23 protein-coding genes, 1 other RNA gene and 1 riboswitch are annotated in these 20,790 nt (G+C 38.4%); of the genes, 8 read left to right on the plus strand and 16 right to left on the minus strand.

Features of this window, described 5'->3' with window-relative positions; translation table 11 throughout:
- Window positions 1-18: 18 nt before the first annotated feature.
- The 8 genes from ACRPLQ_RS19440 to ACRPLQ_RS19475 form a co-directional block, all read right to left on the minus strand.
- Window positions 19-645 carry a PspA/IM30 family protein gene (locus ACRPLQ_RS19440; RefSeq protein ID WP_028414055.1) on the minus strand — a complete coding sequence of 209 codons (627 nt, stop codon included), beginning with the start codon at window positions 643-645 and terminating at the stop codon, window positions 19-21.
- Window positions 646-681: 36 nt separating this feature from the next.
- Window positions 682-1,026: a hypothetical protein gene (locus ACRPLQ_RS19445; RefSeq protein ID WP_034266529.1), complete on the minus strand. Its 345-nt coding sequence runs from the start codon at window positions 1,024-1,026 to the stop codon at window positions 682-684.
- A 248-nt stretch (window positions 1,027-1,274) separates the two neighbouring features.
- Window positions 1,275-1,663, minus strand: an RNA gene (gene rnpB / locus ACRPLQ_RS19450) — RNase P RNA component class B.
- Between the two features lie 63 nt (window positions 1,664-1,726).
- Complete coding sequence (gene gpsB / locus ACRPLQ_RS19455; protein ID WP_013056140.1) at window positions 1,727-2,059, minus strand: cell division regulator GpsB; 333 nt, start codon at window positions 2,057-2,059, stop codon at window positions 1,727-1,729.
- 104 nt (window positions 2,060-2,163) lie between these two features.
- Window positions 2,164-2,715, minus strand: a complete 552-nt coding sequence (locus ACRPLQ_RS19460) for a DUF1273 domain-containing protein (protein WP_033578438.1) — start codon at window positions 2,713-2,715, stop codon at window positions 2,164-2,166.
- A gap of 63 nt (window positions 2,716-2,778) precedes the next feature.
- Window positions 2,779-3,288 carry a spore coat protein gene (locus tag ACRPLQ_RS19465; protein WP_034266527.1) on the minus strand — a complete coding sequence of 170 codons (510 nt, stop codon included), beginning with the start codon at window positions 3,286-3,288 and terminating at the stop codon, window positions 2,779-2,781.
- Window positions 3,289-3,634: 346 nt separating this feature from the next.
- Entirely contained in the window at window positions 3,635-4,885 is a 1,251-nt protein-coding gene (locus ACRPLQ_RS19470) for a ribonuclease H-like domain-containing protein (protein WP_049163658.1), read from the minus strand.
- A gap of 4 nt (window positions 4,886-4,889) precedes the next feature.
- Window positions 4,890-7,160, minus strand: a complete 2,271-nt coding sequence (locus tag ACRPLQ_RS19475; protein ID WP_034266523.1) for a DEAD/DEAH box helicase — start codon at window positions 7,158-7,160, stop codon at window positions 4,890-4,892.
- Between the two features lie 121 nt (window positions 7,161-7,281).
- On the opposite strand from ACRPLQ_RS19475, the gene ACRPLQ_RS19480 reads away from it, so the two are divergent.
- The 3 genes from ACRPLQ_RS19480 to ACRPLQ_RS19490 all read left to right on the plus strand — a co-directional run bounded on the left by ACRPLQ_RS19480 (window position 7,282) and on the right by ACRPLQ_RS19490 (window position 9,668).
- Entirely contained in the window at window positions 7,282-7,533 is a 252-nt protein-coding gene (locus ACRPLQ_RS19480) for a hypothetical protein (protein ID WP_013056134.1), read from the plus strand.
- Between the two features lie 151 nt (window positions 7,534-7,684).
- Window positions 7,685-9,166: a diguanylate cyclase domain-containing protein gene (locus ACRPLQ_RS19485; protein ID WP_432236239.1), complete on the plus strand. Its 1,482-nt coding sequence runs from the start codon at window positions 7,685-7,687 to the stop codon at window positions 9,164-9,166.
- Window positions 9,167-9,356: 190 nt separating this feature from the next.
- Window positions 9,357-9,668, plus strand: coding sequence for a DUF6509 family protein (locus ACRPLQ_RS19490; RefSeq protein ID WP_028414061.1), 312 nt, complete (start codon window positions 9,357-9,359; stop codon window positions 9,666-9,668).
- Between the two features lie 277 nt (window positions 9,669-9,945).
- On the opposite strand, the gene ACRPLQ_RS19495 is transcribed toward ACRPLQ_RS19490, so the two are convergent.
- The 3 genes from ACRPLQ_RS19495 to ACRPLQ_RS19505 form a co-directional block, all read right to left on the minus strand.
- The gene (locus ACRPLQ_RS19495; protein WP_028414062.1) at window positions 9,946-10,134 is read right to left on the minus strand and encodes a hypothetical protein; all 189 of its coding nucleotides are present in this window, start codon (window positions 10,132-10,134) and stop codon (window positions 9,946-9,948) included.
- 104 nt (window positions 10,135-10,238) lie between these two features.
- Window positions 10,239-10,442, minus strand: a complete 204-nt coding sequence (locus ACRPLQ_RS19500; RefSeq protein ID WP_013056130.1) for a cold-shock protein — start codon at window positions 10,440-10,442, stop codon at window positions 10,239-10,241.
- Window positions 10,443-10,721: 279 nt separating this feature from the next.
- The gene (locus tag ACRPLQ_RS19505; RefSeq protein ID WP_165573336.1) at window positions 10,722-10,889 is read right to left on the minus strand and encodes a hypothetical protein; all 168 of its coding nucleotides are present in this window, start codon (window positions 10,887-10,889) and stop codon (window positions 10,722-10,724) included.
- Window positions 10,890-11,000: 111 nt separating this feature from the next.
- On the opposite strand from ACRPLQ_RS19505, the gene ACRPLQ_RS19510 reads away from it, so the two are divergent.
- The 4 genes from ACRPLQ_RS19510 (at window position 11,001) to ACRPLQ_RS19525 (ending at window position 14,406) form a co-directional block, all read left to right on the plus strand.
- Window positions 11,001-11,546 carry a YhcN/YlaJ family sporulation lipoprotein gene (locus ACRPLQ_RS19510; protein WP_033578433.1) on the plus strand — a complete coding sequence of 182 codons (546 nt, stop codon included), beginning with the start codon at window positions 11,001-11,003 and terminating at the stop codon, window positions 11,544-11,546.
- Between the two features lie 292 nt (window positions 11,547-11,838).
- The gene (gene putP / locus ACRPLQ_RS19515) at window positions 11,839-13,317 is read left to right on the plus strand and encodes a sodium/proline symporter PutP (protein WP_028414064.1); all 1,479 of its coding nucleotides are present in this window, start codon (window positions 11,839-11,841) and stop codon (window positions 13,315-13,317) included.
- Between the two features lie 100 nt (window positions 13,318-13,417).
- Window positions 13,418-14,077 carry an SIMPL domain-containing protein gene (locus ACRPLQ_RS19520; protein WP_432236240.1) on the plus strand — a complete coding sequence of 220 codons (660 nt, stop codon included), beginning with the start codon at window positions 13,418-13,420 and terminating at the stop codon, window positions 14,075-14,077.
- Between the two features lie 62 nt (window positions 14,078-14,139).
- Window positions 14,140-14,406: a hypothetical protein gene (locus tag ACRPLQ_RS19525; protein WP_028414066.1), complete on the plus strand. Its 267-nt coding sequence runs from the start codon at window positions 14,140-14,142 to the stop codon at window positions 14,404-14,406.
- A gap of 34 nt (window positions 14,407-14,440) precedes the next feature.
- Here ACRPLQ_RS19525 and ACRPLQ_RS19530 read toward each other — a convergent pair whose 3' ends face one another.
- The 5 genes from ACRPLQ_RS19530 to ACRPLQ_RS19550 all read right to left on the minus strand — a co-directional run bounded on the left by ACRPLQ_RS19530 (window position 14,441) and on the right by ACRPLQ_RS19550 (window position 20,209).
- Window positions 14,441-15,622 (minus strand): trans-sulfuration enzyme family protein, encoded by a 1,182-nt coding sequence (locus tag ACRPLQ_RS19530; RefSeq protein WP_028414067.1) that lies wholly within the window; start codon window positions 15,620-15,622, stop codon window positions 14,441-14,443.
- Window positions 15,606-16,751, minus strand: coding sequence for a trans-sulfuration enzyme family protein (locus ACRPLQ_RS19535; RefSeq protein WP_033578432.1), 1,146 nt, complete (start codon window positions 16,749-16,751; stop codon window positions 15,606-15,608). Before ACRPLQ_RS19535 ends, ACRPLQ_RS19530 begins: the two co-directional genes overlap by 17 nt.
- Window positions 16,752-16,822: 71 nt before the next feature.
- Window positions 16,823-16,940: riboswitch (SAM riboswitch) on the minus strand.
- 166 nt (window positions 16,941-17,106) lie between these two features.
- A complete protein-coding gene (locus ACRPLQ_RS19540) occupies window positions 17,107-17,769 on the minus strand; it encodes a hypothetical protein (RefSeq protein WP_034266519.1) in 663 nt (220 codons plus the stop codon).
- Window positions 17,770-17,838: 69 nt separating this feature from the next.
- The gene (locus ACRPLQ_RS19545) at window positions 17,839-18,981 is read right to left on the minus strand and encodes a spore coat protein (protein WP_432236241.1); all 1,143 of its coding nucleotides are present in this window, start codon (window positions 18,979-18,981) and stop codon (window positions 17,839-17,841) included.
- A gap of 142 nt (window positions 18,982-19,123) precedes the next feature.
- Window positions 19,124-20,209 (minus strand): CotH kinase family protein, encoded by a 1,086-nt coding sequence (locus ACRPLQ_RS19550; protein ID WP_221817516.1) that lies wholly within the window; start codon window positions 20,207-20,209, stop codon window positions 19,124-19,126.
- A 171-nt stretch (window positions 20,210-20,380) separates the two neighbouring features.
- On the opposite strand from ACRPLQ_RS19550, the gene ACRPLQ_RS19555 reads away from it, so the two are divergent.
- On the plus strand, window positions 20,381-20,790 hold a 410-nt coding region (locus tag ACRPLQ_RS19555), incomplete at its 3' end, for a CotG/ExsB N-terminal domain-containing protein (protein ID WP_432236242.1).

Consider the following 20,790-nt stretch of genomic DNA (forward strand, 5'->3'; position numbering starts at 1 on the left):
TGCAGAAACACTGATTTTTTACGATGATTTTACTCTTTTTTCTAATTCAGCAATCTTGCTGTCTACCGTTTGTCTGTAGTAATTTGTATTAATTTGATTTTCAAGCTGGTCAATATAGGTTTCCATTTCGTCAAACTGACTGTAGGACGCATAAGATGCTTCCGTTTTCATTACTGAATTCATACGATGGTGCGCACGGGCAATATTTTCGCGCCCCATTAGTTCCATACGGCGAATATGCATATCTTTTACCTTATGCTTCATTTCTTCATACTTTTGTTCAAGCTCTTCTAACTGCTTGGATGCATCTTCATAAGATTCTTTTACACGCTTTGCTCTCTCTTCGTAGTGAGCATGCTCTTTTACAATAAATTCATGTAATTCTGCTTCTTCAGCTGCTTGCGCCACTTGTGCTTGCTCATGACGTTTTTTCATCATGTCAAGTGCCAGATGGTATTCGCGATTAAACTGCTCTTTTAACGTGTGCTGCCGCTCAACAAGCTGCCTTACCTTTTCAGTCTCCTGCTCGCATTGGCGCAAATAGTGATTTAACGAAGCAATTGGATTTTTTTGTTCTTTGTGATCAAGTAATTGATGAAGGTCTGCAGAAATCGTTTCTTTCATTCGAGTAAATAAGTTTCTCATTTTGTTCATCTCCTTAGATAATAAAGTGAAATTTTATTATTTTTGATTTAAGTCAGCCCACTGACGTTCAAAGTGCTTAAACGGATCTTCTTTTTCCATTTTTATAGGCCTGCTGCTGTTCCACTTTTTATATACAATGTAAAGTACTACTGCTGCGATGATACCAGCAAGAGCCGGAAGGTTTGAAACGGTTGTTAAGAGTACGACGACACCAATAAACCCCCAGAACCATTTTTTAAAGAGGGTCTCTGCTTTAACAAACCCTTTAAATGCTACGTACAAAATAACCAAGCCAAGCGCAAGTCCTACCATGGGGCCAGCATTTGCAAGAAGAACGATAGCAGCTACCGCTCCAATCAAAAACAAACCAACTTTTTTCATTTTGTTTCCTCCTTTCGCTTCTCTATATACTTAGTTTAAGGATGATAACGTTTTTTCAAAACGAGCTAGAGCTTTATTTTCTCCTAAGACCTGAGGCTGACAACAAGCTCAGCCTGATTGTACAAAAAAAATGACAGCTTATGATAAGCTGTCATTTTGACATAAAAAAAGCTCTTCCGTTATATGAAGAGCTGGGTTGGATTAAAATATAGTGTATAACAACTATTGTCGATTGCTTTTCAATAACGTTCTGTAAGCCATGTTTTGTACCATTGTACTGCAAGCGGCTAGCTACCTCGTACTCCGGTGGCAATTATCTATCTACAAAATGTAACCATTTTGTCCTTCCTTCCGTTCAGTTCCTTCCAGAAAGTTCCCCTACCATTATTTGGGTTTCTCGCTCGAGGGGTTTACCTCGTTCCACTCTTATCATTTCTGATAAGACTTCGTCACTGTGGCACTTTCAGAGTAGTCAAGCCATATCTTAAAAAGACTTAGGCTTTTTCCCCGCCGTTAGCTTTTAACAGCTACCCTAGCTTATGACTTCGCTAGGCACGAACACTACAGACATCGCAGTCTGTGCGAGCATGGACTTTCCTCTACATCCTCATATGTGATGCAGCAATTACCCGAACGTTATTGATAACGACTTTCCTTAGTATAATAAAAATAGGAGTTGAATGCAACTCCTATTTTTAGGTTATTCGTATAATTTACTTCCAAACACATGTTTTTCTAAGTTTGACAAACGTTTTAAAATATCAAAGTTTGTCGTACCCGCTTGCTGCTGCTGTTGAGCCGGCGGCGGGGTAAACGAAGGTTGTTGCGGCTTTTTGGATAACTCTTCTACTTGCTTTTTTAAGCGTAAATTTTCAGTTTGTAATGCTTCAATTTCTTCATGAAATGCTTCATAATCTTTAATAACAGAATCTAGATACTTATCTACTTCCTCTTGATTATAGCCTCTCATGCCTGTTTTAAATTCTTTTTCTAAAATTTCTTTGGCCGTTAAACGGATTTTATCAGCTAACATCTCTATCACCTCGAATACGATAAACCTTATCTTTATTATAATTCATTTTTTCAAAAATAGCTTCAAATGTCAATTTATCTTTTAAAATGTTTCGTCAAGTGGCGTTAAAAAGACGAAAATTTCTCTTCATCCACGATATCTTGTAAGTCGTGAGACGTCACCATTATAATAGGGTATTCTTCTCGTTCAGCACGCTTTTTAGCCGTTTCTAACATATATTTAGGACTTCCTTCGTGCTCTTCGTCGTAAACTAAACAAATACCTTCACTTTTTTCTACTAAAAATTGATTTTTCAACCGAAACTGTGCTGGACTTTCATATTTCTTTTTTGTGATGCTATCTACATAATCTGCTTGACTTAAGACGAATTCATACAATTCTTTATTGACGTCATTCCATTTTTCTTCCTGCTCCAAAAATGGTGTTAAAACAGCTAACTGAAGCTCGGGATACTCGAGCTGCAGATCAAATACCACTTCTGCTGCCCAAATCTCTACTCCTAGCTGGCCACTAATCAATACCCATTCTAATCCATCTTCTACTAATTCCTGTAATTTTTTATAGAGCGCTTTTTTTATGTATGTAATGCCTTGATGTTTTTCATTAAAAATTCCAAGTTCGAATGGCTTATAACCAGTAACCGTTAGCACCTTCATTATATAACTCCTTTGTAACAAAATAGAATAGGAACTGATGTAATCAGCTCCTATTAACGTACATTATCTAAAATACCCTGAATTAGGTCCTTGATGCGCGCCTTTTGTATGACAGCTTCCTTGGCCGCAACCTTTGTGTCCAGGATAACTAGCGCCTGCTACTTGACCTGGGTAACCTCCTTGGCCTGGAAAACCAGCTCCACCTACTTGACCTGGGTAGCCTCCTTGGCCTGGATAACTAGCACCTGCTACTTGACCTGGGTAACCTCCTTGACCTGGGTAACCAGCACCTGCTACTTGACCTGGGTAGCCTCCCATTTGACCTGGATAGCCTGCTCCACCTACTTGAGTTGGATATTGCTGCGCACCGCCAAAAAACTGTTGATTTGAAGTTTCATTTACAACAGATTGTGTTTGCGGGAAGTAATGCACGTGCTTCACATTTGTATGATTCACCAATGTATTATGACTTGGATGAATGTGAGGTACAACTACCTCCTGAGAAGTAAACTGTGTGCAGCATTTTGTTGGATGCACAATTGGTGGCATACATTTTGTTGGTCTTGGATACATATCCTTTTTCCCCTTTCACTGTTTAGTTATTACACTATTACAATATGTGAAGGGTAATGTACATGTACTAAGACAAACACCTATTTTTGACCTACATAAAGGAGTTATACGAATTTTTCAAACTGCTTAAGACAATTACTGTTAAACAAATTAATGCGAAAAATGATACTAAAATCACATTTTTCATGAGGCCTCTCTCCATCTCACCAAAGTTCTGTTTTTAAGCTGTAAGAATCAGTCTTACATTGACTAATTTTATCAATGACTGAAAAATAGAACAATATAAAACGTCTACAAAAACAAAAGAATAATAATTCTGAATATTTTAAAATAAATCAGCTGAAGCCTATCCTTTAGCTGATTTATTTTTTAATCTAAGAAGTCTTTTTTCAAGCGCTTCCTTCGACGTTTTTTTCGTCATTCCCCTGAGTTGATTCCACTTCTCCGAGGCTAGCTCAGTATATAGAAGTGCTTGATGAACATCTTTGAGACGATGCTCATAAATTTTAGCTAACTCAACCAGTGCTTCTATAGCGACGTCACCTTCACATGTTTGAACCAACGGTTCAAACATGTCCACTGCCTCTTTCCAACTCTTCTCTTTTTTATAATGATAAGCCATCGCTAGCTGAGCTTTTTCATGCTCTTCTTTTTCTTTTTCCGCTACGCCTTGATAAAGAGAGAAAGCGTGCTTGTTCTCCCCCAACTGCTCATACCACCTTGCCACTTCATATGTTTCTTTTTCTGTAAACTCCTCACTAGTAAGGAGATGTTTTGATAAATGAATGTATAAGGTAATAAGCGATAAAATATCATGTTCATTATGTTTCATAATGTCGAATAAGCCTCTTGGATTTTTCGTTTCAATAAAATCAAAATAAATCATGGGAGCTAAGAAACCGGGAATATCATCAACTCGTTCAATTCCAAGTATTTCTTTTTCGACATTCGCAAGCTTAACCGAACCCATTTTATGTTTCCACAGCCTTCTTGACGCATGCAGTAAATCAAAGTGACCGAACTTAGGCAGCTTGGGCAAATGATCTCTCAATAGCGTATGGCGAGTCTTGACGTGAGGCCAATCGAAAGATTTACCATTATAAGTCACAAGCGTCGTGTAGTCTACTTCTTTTAAAAAACTTTCATAAAATGCTACTTCTCCACTTGGCTCGGTTAATATATGCTGACGAAAAACGACGGAATCTTTTAACACCCTTGCGTATCCTAGCAAAAAGATAGTCGTTCCCGTACCTGTACTAAGCCCCGTCGTTTCCGTATCAAAGAAAAACAAATCTGAATATGTGTGGCCTTTTGATGAAAGCGGATGAGCAACTGTAGACTGATTCCATACTTCCACTACTTTTTTCAGCTCATTAAATTCATAATGTCCATGCTTGTAGTCGAGCGGGTAAACCACTTCTCTGATCATACAGTAGCTGTCTTCGGCAAAGTAAGGCGCAGCATGATTTCCCTTCCATTCCTGCTCATAGGGAATAGACGCGCCCTTAGATCGCTGGGGGTTACTTTCAACCGGAGGCTTCGCTTCTGTAACATGAAGATGCTTTTTCATACGGTTTAATTTATTTTTAAAAGACACGAGTTCACCTACTTTGCAGTTGTTGTAGCAGTACGAGCGCATCGCTTTTCGCGTGTTCTCCCTGTGCTTCCATACCAATACAGGACGGACAGCCGCCTTCGCAAGAACAATTTACAATTAATTGATTAGTTTGACTTAGCACACCATTCATTTGTTCGTATACTTTATCGCTTAGGCCAATGCCTCCCGGGTATCGGTCATATAAGAAGATAGTGGGCTGTTCATTGTGCACCGCTTTTATCTGAGGCACTACATGTAAATCAGAAGGATCGCACATCACCATAAGCGGTGCAATTGACTGAATGGCATTTGCCACGGAAATAAGAGCTTGTTCCAATCGTTCTTCAGATTCGTGAAACTGTTCTTTTTCAAAGCTTAGCCACACGGCATTTGTATGAAGCTCTTCTTCCGGAAGTGAAATGGGACCTGACCCTATGTTTTCATGCGTCTCAAACTTTATTTTTTTAAATATCGTCGCCATGGCGCTGACCATTACATCGCCATAACTGATTGAATATGTCCCTTCCAGTCGTTCTTTATCAGATTCTAGAACCTTCAAGTTAACCGCCAAGTTTGCATCGGTAAAATAATCTACATCGACTTCACGAACATACGCTTTTTTCTCATCCCAGTCCAAGTATTCTACTTGATACTGAATGCCTTGATGCAAGTAAATCGCCTCATCATGAAGAAGCGTCATAGCACTAAAGCGATCCATTTCTCCAATTACTTTCACATTTGCAACGTCCGATTGATCAATGATGACAACATTTTCTTGGGATGCAGAGCGCAGACTGATATTATGAGCTGGGAAGGAATCATTCATCCAGTACCATTTATCTCCGCTAAAATGAATCACTCGTTCTTCTTGCAAAAACTCCAGCACGTCTTCAATTTCTACCCCATCAAATGTTTCTCCCTGCTTAAACGGCAGCTCATAGGACGCACATTTTAAATGATCGACTAAAATAACAAGATTATCAGGATTAATTCGAGCTGTTTCTGGATTTCTGCTAAAAAAGTAATCCGGATGCTGAATCATATACTGATCAAGCGGACTTGAACTTGCGACCATCACAATGACGGCTTCTCCATGACGTCTTCCTGCTCGTCCTGCTTGCTGCCAAGCGCTTGCAACCGTGCCTGGATAACCTGTCATTACACACACCTGCAGCTGCCCGATATCCACTCCTAGCTCTAAAGCATTCGTACTGACTACCCCGTAAATACTTCCCTCTCGAAGTCCTCTTTCTATTTCGCGTCGCTGCTTCGGCAAATATCCTCCTCGATACCCTTGAATAGACTTATGTTGAAGCTGGTTTTTTACGAGCTCCTGCAGATACGTTAAAATAATTTCCACTCGTACTCGGCTTCGTGCAAATACAATCGTTTGAATTTTATTTTTCAAAAACTCTCCTGCAATATTTCGCACTTCAAGCGTAGCACTTCTTCTAATGTTTAAAGGTTTATTCACAATAGGCGGGTTATAAAAAATAAAATGTTTGCGGCCGCTAGGCGCTCCGTTGTTATCTACTAACATAACATGAGCTCCCGTTAAATGTTCAGCGAGTTCTTTTGGATTAGCGATGGTCGCTGATGTACAAATAAAGATAGGATCGCTTCCATAGTAGCGGCAAATTCGCTTTAACCGGCGGATAACGTTGGCTACGTGGCTTCCAAAAACACCGCGGTACGTATGAAGTTCATCAATCACAATGTATTTCAGATTCTCAAACAGTGATACCCATTTCGTATGATGAGGTAAAATAGCTGAATGAAGCATATCCGGATTCGTAATAACGATATGCCCTGCTTTTCTCACCTTTTGGCGGATATTTGCCGGAGTATCTCCATCATACGTGTAGCTATTGATTGGCACTTCCATTTCTTCAATGATTTCATTTAATTCACTTTTTTGATCTTGGGCAAGCGCTTTTGTTGGGAACAAATAAAGAGCTCGAGCTTGATCGTTTTCCATAATACTTTGCAGTACCGGCAAGTTGTAGCACAGTGTTTTCCCCGAGGCTGTTGGCGTAACGGCCACAACATTCTTCTTAGCTGCCGCCAAATCAAACGCTGTTTTTTGATGCGTATAAAGCGAACCAATTCCTCGTTTTTCAAGTGCTTCCCGCAGTTTCGTATGCAAAGAAGCTGGAAATGGCGCAGTTTTAGCTTCTTTCTCTTCGATTGTATGCCAATGAACAATATTTTGCTGATACGATGGATTCGTTTGCAAGATATCTATTACTTCTTGTAAGTTTTTTCGTATTCTCATTTTCATCACCTGCTTCTATTTTAACGAATGAACGTTCGATAGAAAACCATAAGTTTTTGTATGTTTTTGGTGGATTCGGACATGGTATTAATACAGTAAATTTTTCAAGGAGATGTTAAAAATGGGAAGCCCTTATCTTTGCCCCAGCTGCAAAACAAATCGAACGCGCTTTAATATCATTGAACAAAATGCAAAACCTGTAAAAATGGACCCAAGAAGCGGAGACGTCGTAGAAGAATACACAAACGATACGCTCGATGCCTTTCACGCTGCTTATAACGGACCCCAAAAACGCATTCAGTGCGGAGCTTGCGGCTTAGTAGAAGATGAAACCATGTTTGTACGGCATGCTGAATCAAATAAACTTCAATAAAAAAAGGTGGGGCCCTTTGGTCTCACCTTTACTCCTATAACTCTTAGTGCTTTTTCTTGATGGAAAAGCAGACATTTTCATCTAAAAAATTCATGTCTTTTCTTATACAAACATGCTAAAATACCTAAAAAAAGATATGGAGATGATGGTCATGTCATTTCTTCTTTCGCTTTTACCTTTCTCCTTTCTGAAGAAATTTCGTTTCCCTTCAGGAAGAGAAGTTAATGAAGATAAAATGTTCGATAAAACGAATGCAGAAATGCTTCAACAAAGAGTCAAGCTAGTTTCACTTGCTCTTGTCATTTCCTACCCTCTTTATATTTATATAGGGTTTTCTTTACTTCAACATGCGGGGACATCTCAGTTTAGACATACACTAATTGGTATTCATTTCACTAGTTTCGCTCTCTCTTCTCTTTATTTATTCTTCTATTATTTTAGTAAAAGAAAAGAGCGATTTGCTAACTACTTAAGCACCATGGTATATGGCTATATATTTTATTACGTATTTGCTGCAGCACTTTCTACTATTAACAGTCAGCTTTTCACAGGTCGCGTAGACGTTTATATGATGCTTTTGATTTCCACAGCTGTTTTATGTCCTATGAAATTAAAACATCTGTGCATTATTTTTATTCCTAACCATCTTTTTTTACTATATGGCTTATCACGATATGTACCGGATTCTTTTTCTCTTATTTCAAAGCAGATCAATACAACTGCAGCAGTTGCTATCGCTTTGCTTATCTCATATATTCTCTATACATACCGTCACAAAGAATATATGAATCATTTACAGCTAAAAGAAAGCGAACATAATTTTTTTACGCTGTTCAAAATTAATCCCTATCCTTTACTATTAACGAGATTATCCGACCACAAAGTGCTGCTCATTAACAATAAAGCTATTCATTTTTACAATCTTGCTTCTCAAGATCTTGATCAACTAGACGGATTTATAATCTACCCTACTGATGAAGATCGAGAGGAGATTTTAAAACGTCTTCAACAAGAAAAGCATGTAAAAAACTACATCTTAGAAGCACGTGAACATGGAGATTCTAAGTGGGTTATGATCAATTATGAATTACTAGAGTATCAAAGCGAAAGCTGCATACTCGCAGGTATTACCGATATAACCGATTTAAAAGCGGTTGAGCATGAATTGAACTTGCACGCTTCAACTGATATGCTAACCGGAATTTTAAATCGAAGAAGCGGAATGGAAAAACTGCAGCTGGAACTGCTGAGAGCTAAAACCAATGATACATCTTTTGTATTATGTTTTATCGATATTAATTCCTTAAAACTAGTAAATGATCAATACGGTCATAGAGAAGGCGACTGGCTTATTAAAACAATAGCAGAATCAATTAGTGGTTATATTAGCAAGGATGATACGCTCTTTCGCTACGGAGGTGATGAGTTTTTATTAATTGCTCCTGAACAAACGGAAGAATACGTACACGAGCTGTGGCAAAATATTAATAATCAGCTAGAAGATAAAAAGAAAGAATGTAAGAAGCCATATGCACTGTCTGCGAGTTACGGGTTTATTATATGTGCGCCTTCAGACGACACCAACCTAGATACATTAATTCAAAAAGCAGATGCTGCCATGTATAAGCAATAACATACGCGCGTTTCTTCCATCTTTAAGTAAATCATCGAAGTCCTTGCGCCATCGCATCAAGTAGATTCGCTAAATAGAATGACCAAGGAATAAATCCGTGCATGAATTACGCATGCACTTTCTTTCTTTGCAAAGAAAAACTATAATAGATGATGCAAGTATTTTACTGATATATGGAAAGGACGTACATATGTTTACAATTAAAGAATATACAGCTGAACAATTGCAGGATCCATTTGGTCTCCTTCTAGGTGAACGCTATGAATTTCATTTATACATTGAGGTAGAAGAAGAGGATGAATTATATACCGGCAGCGACCTAGCACTACGCGTAGTGTATATTAAAGGCGAAGATAACACTTCTATTGCCCAGACTCATTTCTACGAAGTTTCAACAAATAAAGTATTAGACTTCGACCTAGAAGAAGAGGAAGAAGCAGCTGTCAAAGAGTTTTGCGGGAAGCATTTACCTTCAGAGGAAGGGACAGATAAAGAGGAATAATTAAAAGCGGCTGGAACAAAAGTAGTTTAGTAAAAATCCGAACGATGAATTGAGATTCCTGATGGAGAATCCAACTCGTTCGGATTTTTTCGTAGTGATGATGAACGTAGGTTTCATGTATGTAGGTGCTTATAGCTGTTGATTGGAGGGCAAGGCTCAGCGCCCGCCCGCGGAAAGCGCAGTCTTGCACGGAAACCAACAGCGATGTAACAAGCAATTCATACTAGAGAATCCATTCCATTTGTTCTTTGTTCGTCTTTAGATGGGATCGATTTCGTTATGTATCAATATCTTTTTGATTTCGTTTTTCCATTAGCTTTTTAACTACTTCTTTTGGTTCCCAGCATGTAAACTGATAAGCAGGACGAGTTTCATAGCCTAGTCTCTTGCATTGATACTTCATTCCTTTATCCAATTTAATGCTTTGAAAATGTTGACATGTGGCACAGCAATGAAATGAACTCACGCCTTCCCTTCTCCCCTACTTTAATCTATTTTCTTAATCATACAAATAAAACAAATTTGCACAAAAAAAGCTGCCGATCGGCAGCTTTCATATGTAGCGTTGAATTATAATTTTACAACATTCTCCGCTTGAGGTCCACGTTGGCCTTCAACGATTTCAAATTCAACTTTTTGGCCTTCTTCTAATGTTTTGAAGCCTTCAGATTGGATAGCTGAAAAATGAACAAATACATCATTTTCGCCTGGTACTTCGATAAAACCGAAGCCTTTTTCACTGTTAAACCATTTTACTGTACCTGTAGTAGCCATGTAAAAAAACCTCCAAAAAATATAAAAATTTTAATATGTTACTCTATATTTACATTTATACCGTAAATAAAAAATTCACATATTATAAAAGAGACCTACGCGAAGTAGATCTCCTTTATAACAAGTGAATTTTCACTAAATCTAATTCGAGTATATGGTCAAAACATAGTATTAATTATATTTGGTTGCGTTTACATTATACTATATCTATATGTAGAATGCAAATATTTGGCCACCTTTAACATATGGCTCATCTGTTTTATAAGATATTTACCTTCCTTACGTCAACATGTTATCAATATGGGCGTCGATAATTTCTTTTCGTTTATTTTGCAGGGTTTCAAATAATAGCTTAGCTTCTTCTGAAGTTAACGCAAACGTTGTTGTTTCTTCATGGTTTTCTTCTTTTGTATGAAGCACAAATATGCTTTGTCGGATTTCACTCATACATATTCCTCCTTTTTCGATAGTATAGGCTTTTTTATATTTTTCATGTATGCTTCACACGTTTTTAACAAATTATAAGAAAGGTTAAAACTTATAAGGAGTGATACTATCATGAAGAAATCGTTTTTGTTTGTTGTAGGCTGCATGACGACCCTTTCTTTATTCGGCTGCAGCACAGCAGATCAAGGTAAAGATGGCGTCATTGACGATAATACAGTCCGCAACGTCACATATGAAAATGGAAACAATAAAACGAAAATGAATGACGTAAATAATACGCAAGACGTACAGCGTAATGAGAAAGAACAGTACAATCAGTCCGGCGGAATGAGAGTAGCCGATGTGGCAGCTGATCGTATCGTAGCGTTAAAAAATGTAAAAGATGCTAACGTAATCGTAACCGACCATACAGCTTATGTAGCAGCTGTATTAGACGATAACAAAGAAGGCAATCTCACAAAAGATATGGAGCATAAGATCGCACACGAAGTACGAAAAGCCGACGGCAGTGTTCATCGAGTGTTTGTATCAACAAACCCCGACTTTGTAAACCGTATGAATGGATATGTAGACAAGCTTCAAACGGGTAAACCAGTCTCTGGACTGTTTGACGAGTTTTCAGAAGTTGTTCGCCGCGTGTTTCCAAATTCACGCTAATATACATGAATGTCAAAAGAGCATTTTATAAAATGCTCTTTTTATTTTACCCATTGCATAAAATATTGCATAAAAAATGCACTTATAAGTTTCTGAATATTTTTATTTTATTTTATTTTGAAAACGTTTTCATTTCTTTGTTATAGGGGGATAGGGGATTTTCGCCTCATGTATTTTACGGTTTTGTGGGTTGATAGTAAGGGAAAAGTTTGTTAGTTTTAGAAACCATAAGATGTTTGCATGGCGAGTAGTGCTCGTTTCATGCATAAAAAATGCATAAAGGGGAGATTTGGTGGATATTGGTGTTTATATTTCACTGGGCATTTATTTTGTAGGAATGCTCGGAATAGGATGGTATGCCTACACAAAAACAACTCAAGACGTATCGGGTTACATGCTAGGCGGACGCGGACTAGGTCCGGCTGTTACTGCGCTTTCAGCAGGTGCTTCAGATATGAGCGGATGGATGTTAATGGGCCTTCCTGGATCCATGTACGTGACAGGTCTTTCAAGTTTATGGCTTGCAGTAGGTTTATCTATTGGTGCTTATTTAAATTATTTAATCCTCGCTCCGCGTCTTCGCACTTATACGGAAGTAGCGAATGACTCCATTACAATTCCGGACTTTTTTGAAAATCGCTTTGGCGACCATGCCAAGGTTCTTCGAACAGTATCAGCGATTGTTATCTTTATTTTCTTCACTCTTTACACTTCAGCTGGTATGGTATCAGGCGGAAGATTGTTCGAATCGGCATTTGGTTTAAATTACCAAATAGGACTATTTGTAACGGCTGCTGTCGTTATTGCCTATACTCTGTTCGGTGGTTTCTTAGCCGTTAGTTTAACAGATTTTGTGCAAGGCGTTATTATGTTCATTGCCCTTGTTTTAGTGCCTATTGTAGCCTTTACTGACTTAGGCGGCGTTGGAACAACAATGGATATTGTAAAAAATATCGATCCAACTTACCTTGATTTATTTAAAGGTACAACCGTAGTAGGGATTATTTCTTTTTTAGCCTGGGGACTTGGCTATTTTGGTCAACCTCATATTATCGTTCGCTTTATGGCGATCTCTTCTATTAAAGAATTAAAGCCTGCCCGTCGTATCGGTATGAGCTGGATGATCCTATCAATCATTGGCGCTATGTTAACGGGTCTTGTTGGAATTGCTTATGTGGATCAAACTGGGATGAAACTTGGGGATCCTGAAACAATCTTTATTAAATTTGCTGATGTTTTATTTAATCCATTAATTACTGGATTTTTATATGCAGCTTTATTGGCAGCGATTATGAGTACTATTTCTTCTCAGCTGCTTGTAACGGCAAGCTCTGTTACAGAAGATTTTTATAAAACATTTTTCCGACGTAAAGCCTCTGACAAAGAGCTTGTAACAGTCGGAAGAGCTGCGGTTTTAGGTGTTGCAATTATTGGTATTTTGCTTTCTTTAAAGCCTAGTGATACGATTTTAGGACTTGTCGGATACGCATGGGCTGGATTTGGTTCTGCATTTGGCCCGGCCATTTTACTAAGTCTTTACTGGAAGCGTATGACTAGATGGGGAGCCCTTGCAGGAATGATTGTAGGTGCAGCTACAGTATTAATTTGGGTAAATACTCCATTGAAAGATGCCCTTTACGAAATGATTCCTGGATTTTTCTTAAGCTTGCTGGCTGTTATTGTAGTAAGTCTGTTAACAAAAAAGCCTTCAGAAGCTGTAGAAGATCAATTTAGAAACATGGAAAGCGTATTAGAACAGCATACAAAATAGTAAAAAAAGTACACAAGTTACGACTTGTGTACTTTTTGCTTTTAATGCAAGCCCTGCAGTCATATATATGTACTAAAGACGGATTAAGGAGGGTTTTTACATGCAACATTCTTATTTCCCTTACGAACCTACACAGCCACTGCGCGCAGATACACAAAATAGAGAAATTAAAGTAACTGGTGAAGGAACTGCTTCAGCCATTCCAAATGAAATTTCCATGACGATTGGAACGCGCACGGAAAACCGAGACGTTCAAGAAGCCTTAAAAGAAAATTCAGCTGTTTCAAATACTCTGCTGCAAGAGATAAAAAAACTTGGAATCAACGACCAGCAAATTGAAACAGCTTCATTCACTATAAATCCTAAATATGATTACAGCGATGGAAAATCGACTCTTACAGGATACGAAGTACAGCATTTGTTTAGAGTAAGAGTACAAGATGTAAAACAAGCTGGCGATGTTTATAACGCTACGTTTTCAAGCGGAGCCAACGTAGCGCAAGATCTTCAATTTCACGTTACAAATGATGATAAATATGAACAAGAAGCGATAAGTAAAGCTTTGCTTAACGCTAAAGAAAAGGCCTTTACCATTGCCAACACGCTGCAGCTCCCTATTAACCAAATCCCCATTTTAATCGAAGAAGGCCCCGTCTATCAGTCATCTGGCTCCTCGCCTAAGTTATTAGCAGCCTCTCCCCCTATCCAAGCTCAGTCCTTGACTGTATCCGCTTCTGTAAAAGTTACGTACACGTATTAATACTTATGATAAACTATAGATTATTATAATGAAGAAACTAATCTAAAGGAGCTCTTTGCACAATGACTTCTGAACATTTACTAGCAGCTTATCAGACCCTATGGTTGAACCGTTCTTTCGCTTCTAAACAAGCCCTGACAAGTGAAGATCAGCTTCACGAAGCCATTCTGAAAGATTTAAAAGATGAAATGACTCATCCACGCGTTCGGCAAACACCGTATGTAAAATATCATCTTGGCATAAAAAGAATTCTAAACAGCAGTCTTTCCTCTGATGAAAAAGTTGCGCTTACGTCCCTATACACAAACCTTTTAGATAGCTGTATATAACAAAAAAAGGACTTCCTTAATGGAAGTCCTTTTTTTATTTAATTAACGCTTTTTCTTCTAAGCTTTGAAAAACAGCGTTAAAGTCTTGCTTCAAATCCTCGAATTCCTCTAACCCTACTGAAAGGCGAAGAAGTGAATCAGTAATCCCTTTTTCTTCACGTACTTCTTTTGGGATACTTGCATGAGACATTGTTGCAGGATGCGTGAGAATGGATTCAACTGCACCTAGACTAACGCCAATTGAAGCTAATTTGACTCCTTGTAAAATATGTCGTGCTACTTTTTCATCCTGCACTTGGAAAGAAATCATAGCTCCGTATCCATTTGCTTGTTCTGAAATGAGTTTGTGGTCCGGATGACTTTTTAAGCCCGGGTAGTATACACGGCTCACTAGAGATTGTTCTTCAAGCCACTTTGCAAACTGCAGCGCTGTTTTTAACTGCTGATCTAAACGAACTTTTAATGTCTTAATGCCTCGAAGTAGTAAAAAACAATCCTGTGGTCCTAAGATAGCACCAAAAGCATTTTGTACAAACTTTACTTCTTCCGCTAGCTTTTCATCGCTTACCACAACTAGACCGCCAATGACGTCACTGTGACCGCTGATATATTTTGTAGCACTATGAATGACAATATTTACACCAAGGTCAATCGGCTGCTGTAGATAAGGTGTTAAAAACGTGTTATCCACAATTGTAAGGAGATTGTGCTCCTTCGCCAAACTTGCTACTGCTTTAATATCCGTTACCTGTAAAAATGGATTTGAAGGGCTTTCGATATAAATAGCCTTCGTATCTTTTGTGATAGCTTCTTCTACTTTCTCAACCTTCGTTGTATCAACAAAAGTTGTTTTGATACCAAACTTTGAAAATAATCGTGTTAATACACGATATGTCCCGCCGTACGTATCGTGTGAAACTAAAATTTCATCCCCTGATTCAAAAATAGATAACACCGATGAAATAGCAGCCATACCTGATGAAAAAGCAAAACCAGCGTATCCATTTTCTAGCTGAGCAATAGTGTTTTCTAAAGCCTCACGCGTTGGGTTTCCTGAACGAGAATAGTCATAGCGGCCGTTGTTCGTCTCATCTTCTTGGTTAAATGTAGATACTTGATAAATAGGTACGTTAACCGCTCCAAAATGACCGTCAATTCCTGTATTTGCATGAATTAAGTTCGTACCAAATCTATGTTTATTATTGTTGGTATGCATCAAATGCCTCCTTCAAATCTTTAATTAAATCATCTGCGTGCTCAATTCCAACTGATAATCGAAGTAAACAGTTTGTTACTCCGACACGATTTCGAATTTCCTCCGGAATGTCAGCGTGTGTTTGACGAGCTGGGAATGTCATTAAACTTTCCACGCCTCCTAAGCTTTCTGCAAATGTAATAACTTTAACATTTTCTAAAAGTACTGACACGATGTCAGGGTGTGAGACAGCAAAAGAAATCATGCCTCCAAATCCAGTTGCTTGTTTCTTCATGATTTCATAGCCCGGATGTGTTTCAAGACCAGGGTAATACACTTTTTCCACGAGATCATGAGCAGTAAGCCAATTTGCAATTTTCAGTGCGTTTTCGTTATGTTTTTCCATACGAAGCGCTAGCGTCTTAATACCGCGCAATAACAGCCAGCTATCTTGTGGACCTAAGATTGCCCCAGCTGCATTTTGATAAAAACGAATTTTTTCTCCTAAGCTACTACATCGAGCGACTACAAGACCAGCAACTACATCATTATGACCCCCAATGTATTTGCTTGCACTATGTATCACAATATCTGCTCCAAGCTCTAAAGGACGCTGATAGTAAGGGGACATGAATGTATTGTCAATGATAGTAAGCAAATCATGCTGTTTAGCTAACGCAATTGCTTCTGGCAAATCAGTCACGTGCATCATTGGATTTGTAGGTGTTTCAATGAATAAAGCTTTCGTGTTGGGACGAAGCGCATCTTTTACTTGCTCGAGATGGGCTGTGTTGACGTACGAAACAGTAATTCCTTGCTCTGAAAAGATTTCATTTAGTACTCGGTACGTTCCTCCGTATAAATCCTCTGATACAATTAAATGATCTCCGTTTTTAAATAGCGCTAAAACTGACATTACACCCGCCATTCCTGAAGCGAATGCTACTCCTACTTCGCCTTTTTCTAAAGCAGCAATTGCTTCTTCCAATGCCGTACGAGTAGGATTTGCCGTACGTGCATAGTCAAATCCTGTACTTTGCCCTAAAGCAGGATGAGCAAATGTTGATGCTTGGTAAATGGGTGTTGTAATAGAACCTGTTGAAGGGTCACGACCTACTCCTGAACGAACTAATAAAGTTTCAATTTTCATCTATTTCTCTCCTTAACTCAAAATAAAAAACACTCTTCACAGATGGAAGAGTGTTCGTTTATACACGATTTCTCTCATCTGTTAGAACAATACTGATGTTCCACAGGAATTAGCACCGTTCAAATGAATGTTTCATTTGATGGTTGCCGGGCATCGCAGGGCCAGTCCCTCCGCCACTCTTGATAAGAGTTCTATATAATTGTTGGTGGTTAACGTTTGTTGTTACTAACTTTAATAAAGATTTTCTTTATTGTCAACATAATTTTCTAAAAAATTTAAATCATCTCATTTGTTTATTCAATATACTTGTCCTGATAAGTACATAAAAAAAGAGACGACACCGAGGTCTCTTTTTCTAAGGCAAGTGCACAGATTTTACGTGAGCTAACTTCCAATACATACTTTCTCCATTTGCCGTAATTAGTTCAACAATATTATTAGAAACTTCTTTAAGTACGCCAATTTTTTCTGATTGATCCCCTAAATCTAATACGACCAGTTGATTTTCATATTTTTTAAGCTGCTCTTCAAAGTTTCTGACAAAAGGTGCAGAGGCAGGCCTTACTGGGAGCTCTTTGTCACTTAAAGAATAAGGAGTTAACTCATTACTATAAGGGGTAAGCCATTTCAAATGATGTAGAGAAACAAAGACATTTTTATACACTGGAGAATAAAACACAAGATAATCATTCAGCACGCTTGTAATATAGCCATGCAATGATTTTCCTCCTGTTACATAAATTTCAATAAATTTCCCTTTTGCCTGCTGTAAAATATTACGATAAGAAATCCGCTGACTTTCTTCTATTAAGTTCTCTTCTATTTCACGCAAAACCGTATAGTCTTCTTCCGATACTTCCCGCAAACGATGCATGTGTAAAAGAGGAATATACAAATAATCATGTCCATTATACAAAACCATAATATCTAATCCAAGATCAATAAGTCTGCCAACAAATGTCGTTTTACCTGAAATATCTAACTCCACAATTTTATCGATATAATGATTCATACTCATACTCATTCTCCTCCTTTTTCCTATATGATAGAAAAGGTGCTTTATAAGCACCTTTTATGTTCCATTTCATCATGCTTTCCAACGATAATTTTTCGTTTTGATAACTTTCTCGGCCGGTGCTGAAGAGCGTGAACTCGTACGGCGTCCTCCCGTGCGGCGTCCTCGAGAGCGATCGTCTGTGCGTCCTCCCGTGCGGCTTCCTGTACGTCCACCTGTGCGACTTCCCGTACGTCCTCCCGTACGGCTTCCTGTACGTTCTTCTGTAGACTTTGCAGCTTCAGTCTCTCCATTTTCTTCTGTTTCTTCATTGTTTTGATTGTTATCGTTTTGCTTAAAAGCCCCTTTTGCTCCTACACAAATGGTTTTAACGTGTCTTGGCTGTAAGCGTAATACTTGATTATTCTGCACAAGTGTAAATGTACCATTTCGGCTTTGTACTAACACGCCCTCTACAGCTTCAGGTCCTCCATTATTGATTGATACCCATTTATGGGAAAGGTGAGCAAAAAGATCGTTGAAGGTTTTAGATTTCATATATTCTGGCTCTTGGCTCACTAAGAGTTCATTTGCAGATTGAGTAGTTTGATCTCCATTGTTGTTTTGATATTCACTCACACTCTTAACGTGTTCAGTATTAATATAGATGACACCGTCGTCTTCTGTGAGTAATACTATATAAGCAGATTCAAATGAACCTAAGACATCAAGAAGCTGACCTGCTTTTTTCTCAGGTCCACCTTGATTAACCTGCACATATTTAGTTTTCATTAATGATAAAGTTCCAGCAAAAGTTTTTCCTCGATATAATTCTAAGTCTGCACTAATTCCTGTAAACGTTTGTGCCGAATTTGACATAGTATCTTCAGTAATACTTTTTACATGCGCTAAGTGATAATATACAAGTGTATATTCTGCTTGATTATTATTTTGGTTGTTTTGGTTGTTTTGATTGTTATTTTCACCATTGTTGTTATTATTGTTATCATTGCTTTCCACTGCTAAGATTAAATAATCTGATTGCACGTCAACCAAATAACCTGTTTTAGATTCAGGACCTCCACGATAAACGGTCACCACTCTTCCTTTTAGGGGTTTGAAGTGAGAAGAATAGCCTTTATCAGGCGTTTGTATATTTCGGCTGCGTTTTTGGCTTGATTTTTGGCGTGGATTTTGATTTTGCTCTTGTTCTTGGCCATAGTAATAGTTACTCATTGTTTTTCCTCCTTATTAGTTATCCTTATTGGTCATTCATACTGTATATATACGTATCATGTACAGCTATTGATTTCCTGCATTTGCCTATTATTAACAAAATCCACTGTTGCCTATAAATTTCCTATAAATCTATCTCTTTTTAAAGAGTCAAAAGGTTATTTTGAATATACGCTGTTCGTTCTTTTATAAAAGACAGCATAAATTCGGGTTCTTTATAAAATTGCTCCAAGTTATCTTTTACGTAAGGATCTTTTAATACATATGGAGCAATATACTCATGCAGTTGATAAATGATTGGTTTCATGTATTCTATTGTAAATTGATTATTTAGAACATTGTTCATTTTTTGAATATATCGCTTTTTAATGCTGTTCACCGCCAGTAAGCGAGCTGTAAGCGTATTAAATCCTTGTGCACGGACATAGTCTCCTTCCATTACTTTTCCATTTACATCTCTTCCCCAAGTTGCATCATAATCCCATGGAATCAGTTCAAAGCGCCCGCTTTCATGATTTAGATAGAGCGCATAGTTATGGACAAAACCGTCGTAATTCTGCATACAAATAATACCGACTAACCAAGATAAGTAGCGGTCGACGTTCAGGTACTTCTCAATATTCTGTTCGAATTCCGTATTTGTCCATGTATTAATATTAAATATAAACTTTTCTAATTTTTCCTCGTCTCCTTCTCTCACTGCTTTATCTTCATATCCAGATAACAAAGTTGTTTTTGGCTTTTTATCCAAATCGCTCATCAAAGAAAAATTAGCATCTCCGTCCACTGCATAAAATATGGATCCATCCGCTAAATTTCTTTTTTTCAAAAATAGTTCATCTACCGATTCGAGCTGAAGATATATTCCTTCATTTTTCCCATTAATCTTAAGAGTGACAAACTGAGAGTGGGGAGATAAAACATCTAAAGAAGAGAAAAAATCGAGGGACAATTTGTTGCGCATAAGCGATGGATCTTTGTATTCAGCGTTTAGGTGTATTTCTTTGGCGCGCTGAAATATTTTCGGAGAATAAAATTCAATATAATATGACTTTTTCTTCATCTTCCGAATATGGGAACCTCTTAGGAGCAAATCAATATCGTAGCGTTTTTTGTTAAACTTCATCGTTGCCTGAACCGCTTCTTCTGACCAAATATCTCTTTGCATTTCCTTTAAATCTTTTACATTCACAAACAGAGCGTATTGAGGGATTTCTTTTTGCTTCATGATTCGACCACCTTTCTTCAATTATTAAAGTATATGAAGGGTAAATTCTCCATGATACCCCGCAGCATCAACTATTTCCGCAAACTCCACTTTTGACTCATATCAAGGACAAGCATCATCGCGTATTCTATTAATGCAAGACCTAGTCCAATTGACAAGGAGGTTTTTGTATTGCATATTACAGCTGAAAAAATTAAAGAGGCTGCTGAAGCCCTAGAATGTACAGAACTGAAATCTTTTATGTTTCAAGAGCCAACTGCCGGTCCACTAACAAAGCCGCGTCGCTCTTCTCGTAGCTCTCGTCGCAGCTCTCGCCCTTCTACCCGCGGTACGCGTCGCTCTTCTCGCGGCTCTCGTCGTTCTACTCGCCGCTCTCGTCGTTCTACTCGCCGCTCTCGTCGTTCTACTCGCCGCTCTCGCCGTTCTACTCGCCGCTCTCGTCGTTCTACTCGCCGCTCTCGCCGTTCTACTCGCCGCTCTCGCCGTTCTACTCGCCGCTCTCGCCGTTCTACTCGCCGCTCTCGTCGTTCTACTCGCCGCTCTCGCCGTTCTACTCGCCGCTCTCGTCGTTCTACTCGCCG

Source organism: Priestia sp. TRN 1309 (assembly GCF_050846875.1).
Lineage (GTDB): Bacteria > Bacillota > Bacilli > Bacillales > Bacillaceae_H > Priestia > Priestia zanthoxyli.

What these genes read in the sequence shown, in the direction of transcription:
- ACRPLQ_RS19440 (WP_028414055.1), bottom strand. Translation starts at nt 645, where the DNA reads ATGAGAAACTTATTTACTCGAATGAAAGAAACGATTTCTGCAGACCTT.
- ACRPLQ_RS19445 (WP_034266529.1), bottom strand. Translation starts at nt 1,026, where the DNA reads ATGAAAAAAGTTGGTTTGTTTTTGATTGGAGCGGTAGCTGCTATCGTT.
- gpsB (WP_013056140.1), bottom strand. Translation starts at nt 2,059, where the DNA reads ATGTTAGCTGATAAAATCCGTTTAACGGCCAAAGAAATTTTAGAAAAA.
- ACRPLQ_RS19460 (WP_033578438.1), bottom strand. Translation starts at nt 2,715, where the DNA reads ATGAAGGTGCTAACGGTTACTGGTTATAAGCCATTCGAACTTGGAATT.
- ACRPLQ_RS19465 (WP_034266527.1), bottom strand. Translation starts at nt 3,288, where the DNA reads ATGTATCCAAGACCAACAAAATGTATGCCACCAATTGTGCATCCAACA.
- ACRPLQ_RS19475 (WP_034266523.1), bottom strand. Translation starts at nt 7,160, where the DNA reads ATGAGAATACGAAAAAACTTACAAGAAGTAATAGATATCTTGCAAACG.
- ACRPLQ_RS19480 (WP_013056134.1), top strand. Translation starts at nt 7,282, where the DNA reads ATGGGAAGCCCTTATCTTTGCCCCAGCTGCAAAACAAATCGAACGCGC.
- ACRPLQ_RS19485 (WP_432236239.1), top strand. Translation starts at nt 7,685, where the DNA reads ATGTCATTTCTTCTTTCGCTTTTACCTTTCTCCTTTCTGAAGAAATTT.
- ACRPLQ_RS19490 (WP_028414061.1), top strand. Translation starts at nt 9,357, where the DNA reads ATGTTTACAATTAAAGAATATACAGCTGAACAATTGCAGGATCCATTT.
- ACRPLQ_RS19500 (WP_013056130.1), bottom strand. Translation starts at nt 10,442, where the DNA reads ATGGCTACTACAGGTACAGTAAAATGGTTTAACAGTGAAAAAGGCTTC.
- ACRPLQ_RS19505 (WP_165573336.1), bottom strand. Translation starts at nt 10,889, where the DNA reads ATGAGTGAAATCCGACAAAGCATATTTGTGCTTCATACAAAAGAAGAA.
- ACRPLQ_RS19510 (WP_033578433.1), top strand. Translation starts at nt 11,001, where the DNA reads ATGAAGAAATCGTTTTTGTTTGTTGTAGGCTGCATGACGACCCTTTCT.
- ACRPLQ_RS19520 (WP_432236240.1), top strand. Translation starts at nt 13,418, where the DNA reads ATGCAACATTCTTATTTCCCTTACGAACCTACACAGCCACTGCGCGCA.
- ACRPLQ_RS19525 (WP_028414066.1), top strand. Translation starts at nt 14,140, where the DNA reads ATGACTTCTGAACATTTACTAGCAGCTTATCAGACCCTATGGTTGAAC.
- ACRPLQ_RS19530 (WP_028414067.1), bottom strand. Translation starts at nt 15,622, where the DNA reads ATGCATACCAACAATAATAAACATAGATTTGGTACGAACTTAATTCAT.
- ACRPLQ_RS19535 (WP_033578432.1), bottom strand. Translation starts at nt 16,751, where the DNA reads ATGAAAATTGAAACTTTATTAGTTCGTTCAGGAGTAGGTCGTGACCCT.
- ACRPLQ_RS19540 (WP_034266519.1), bottom strand. Translation starts at nt 17,769, where the DNA reads ATGAGTATGAATCATTATATCGATAAAATTGTGGAGTTAGATATTTCA.
- ACRPLQ_RS19545 (WP_432236241.1), bottom strand. Translation starts at nt 18,981, where the DNA reads ATGAGTAACTATTACTATGGCCAAGAACAAGAGCAAAATCAAAATCCA.
- ACRPLQ_RS19550 (WP_221817516.1), bottom strand. Translation starts at nt 20,209, where the DNA reads ATGAAGCAAAAAGAAATCCCTCAATACGCTCTGTTTGTGAATGTAAAA.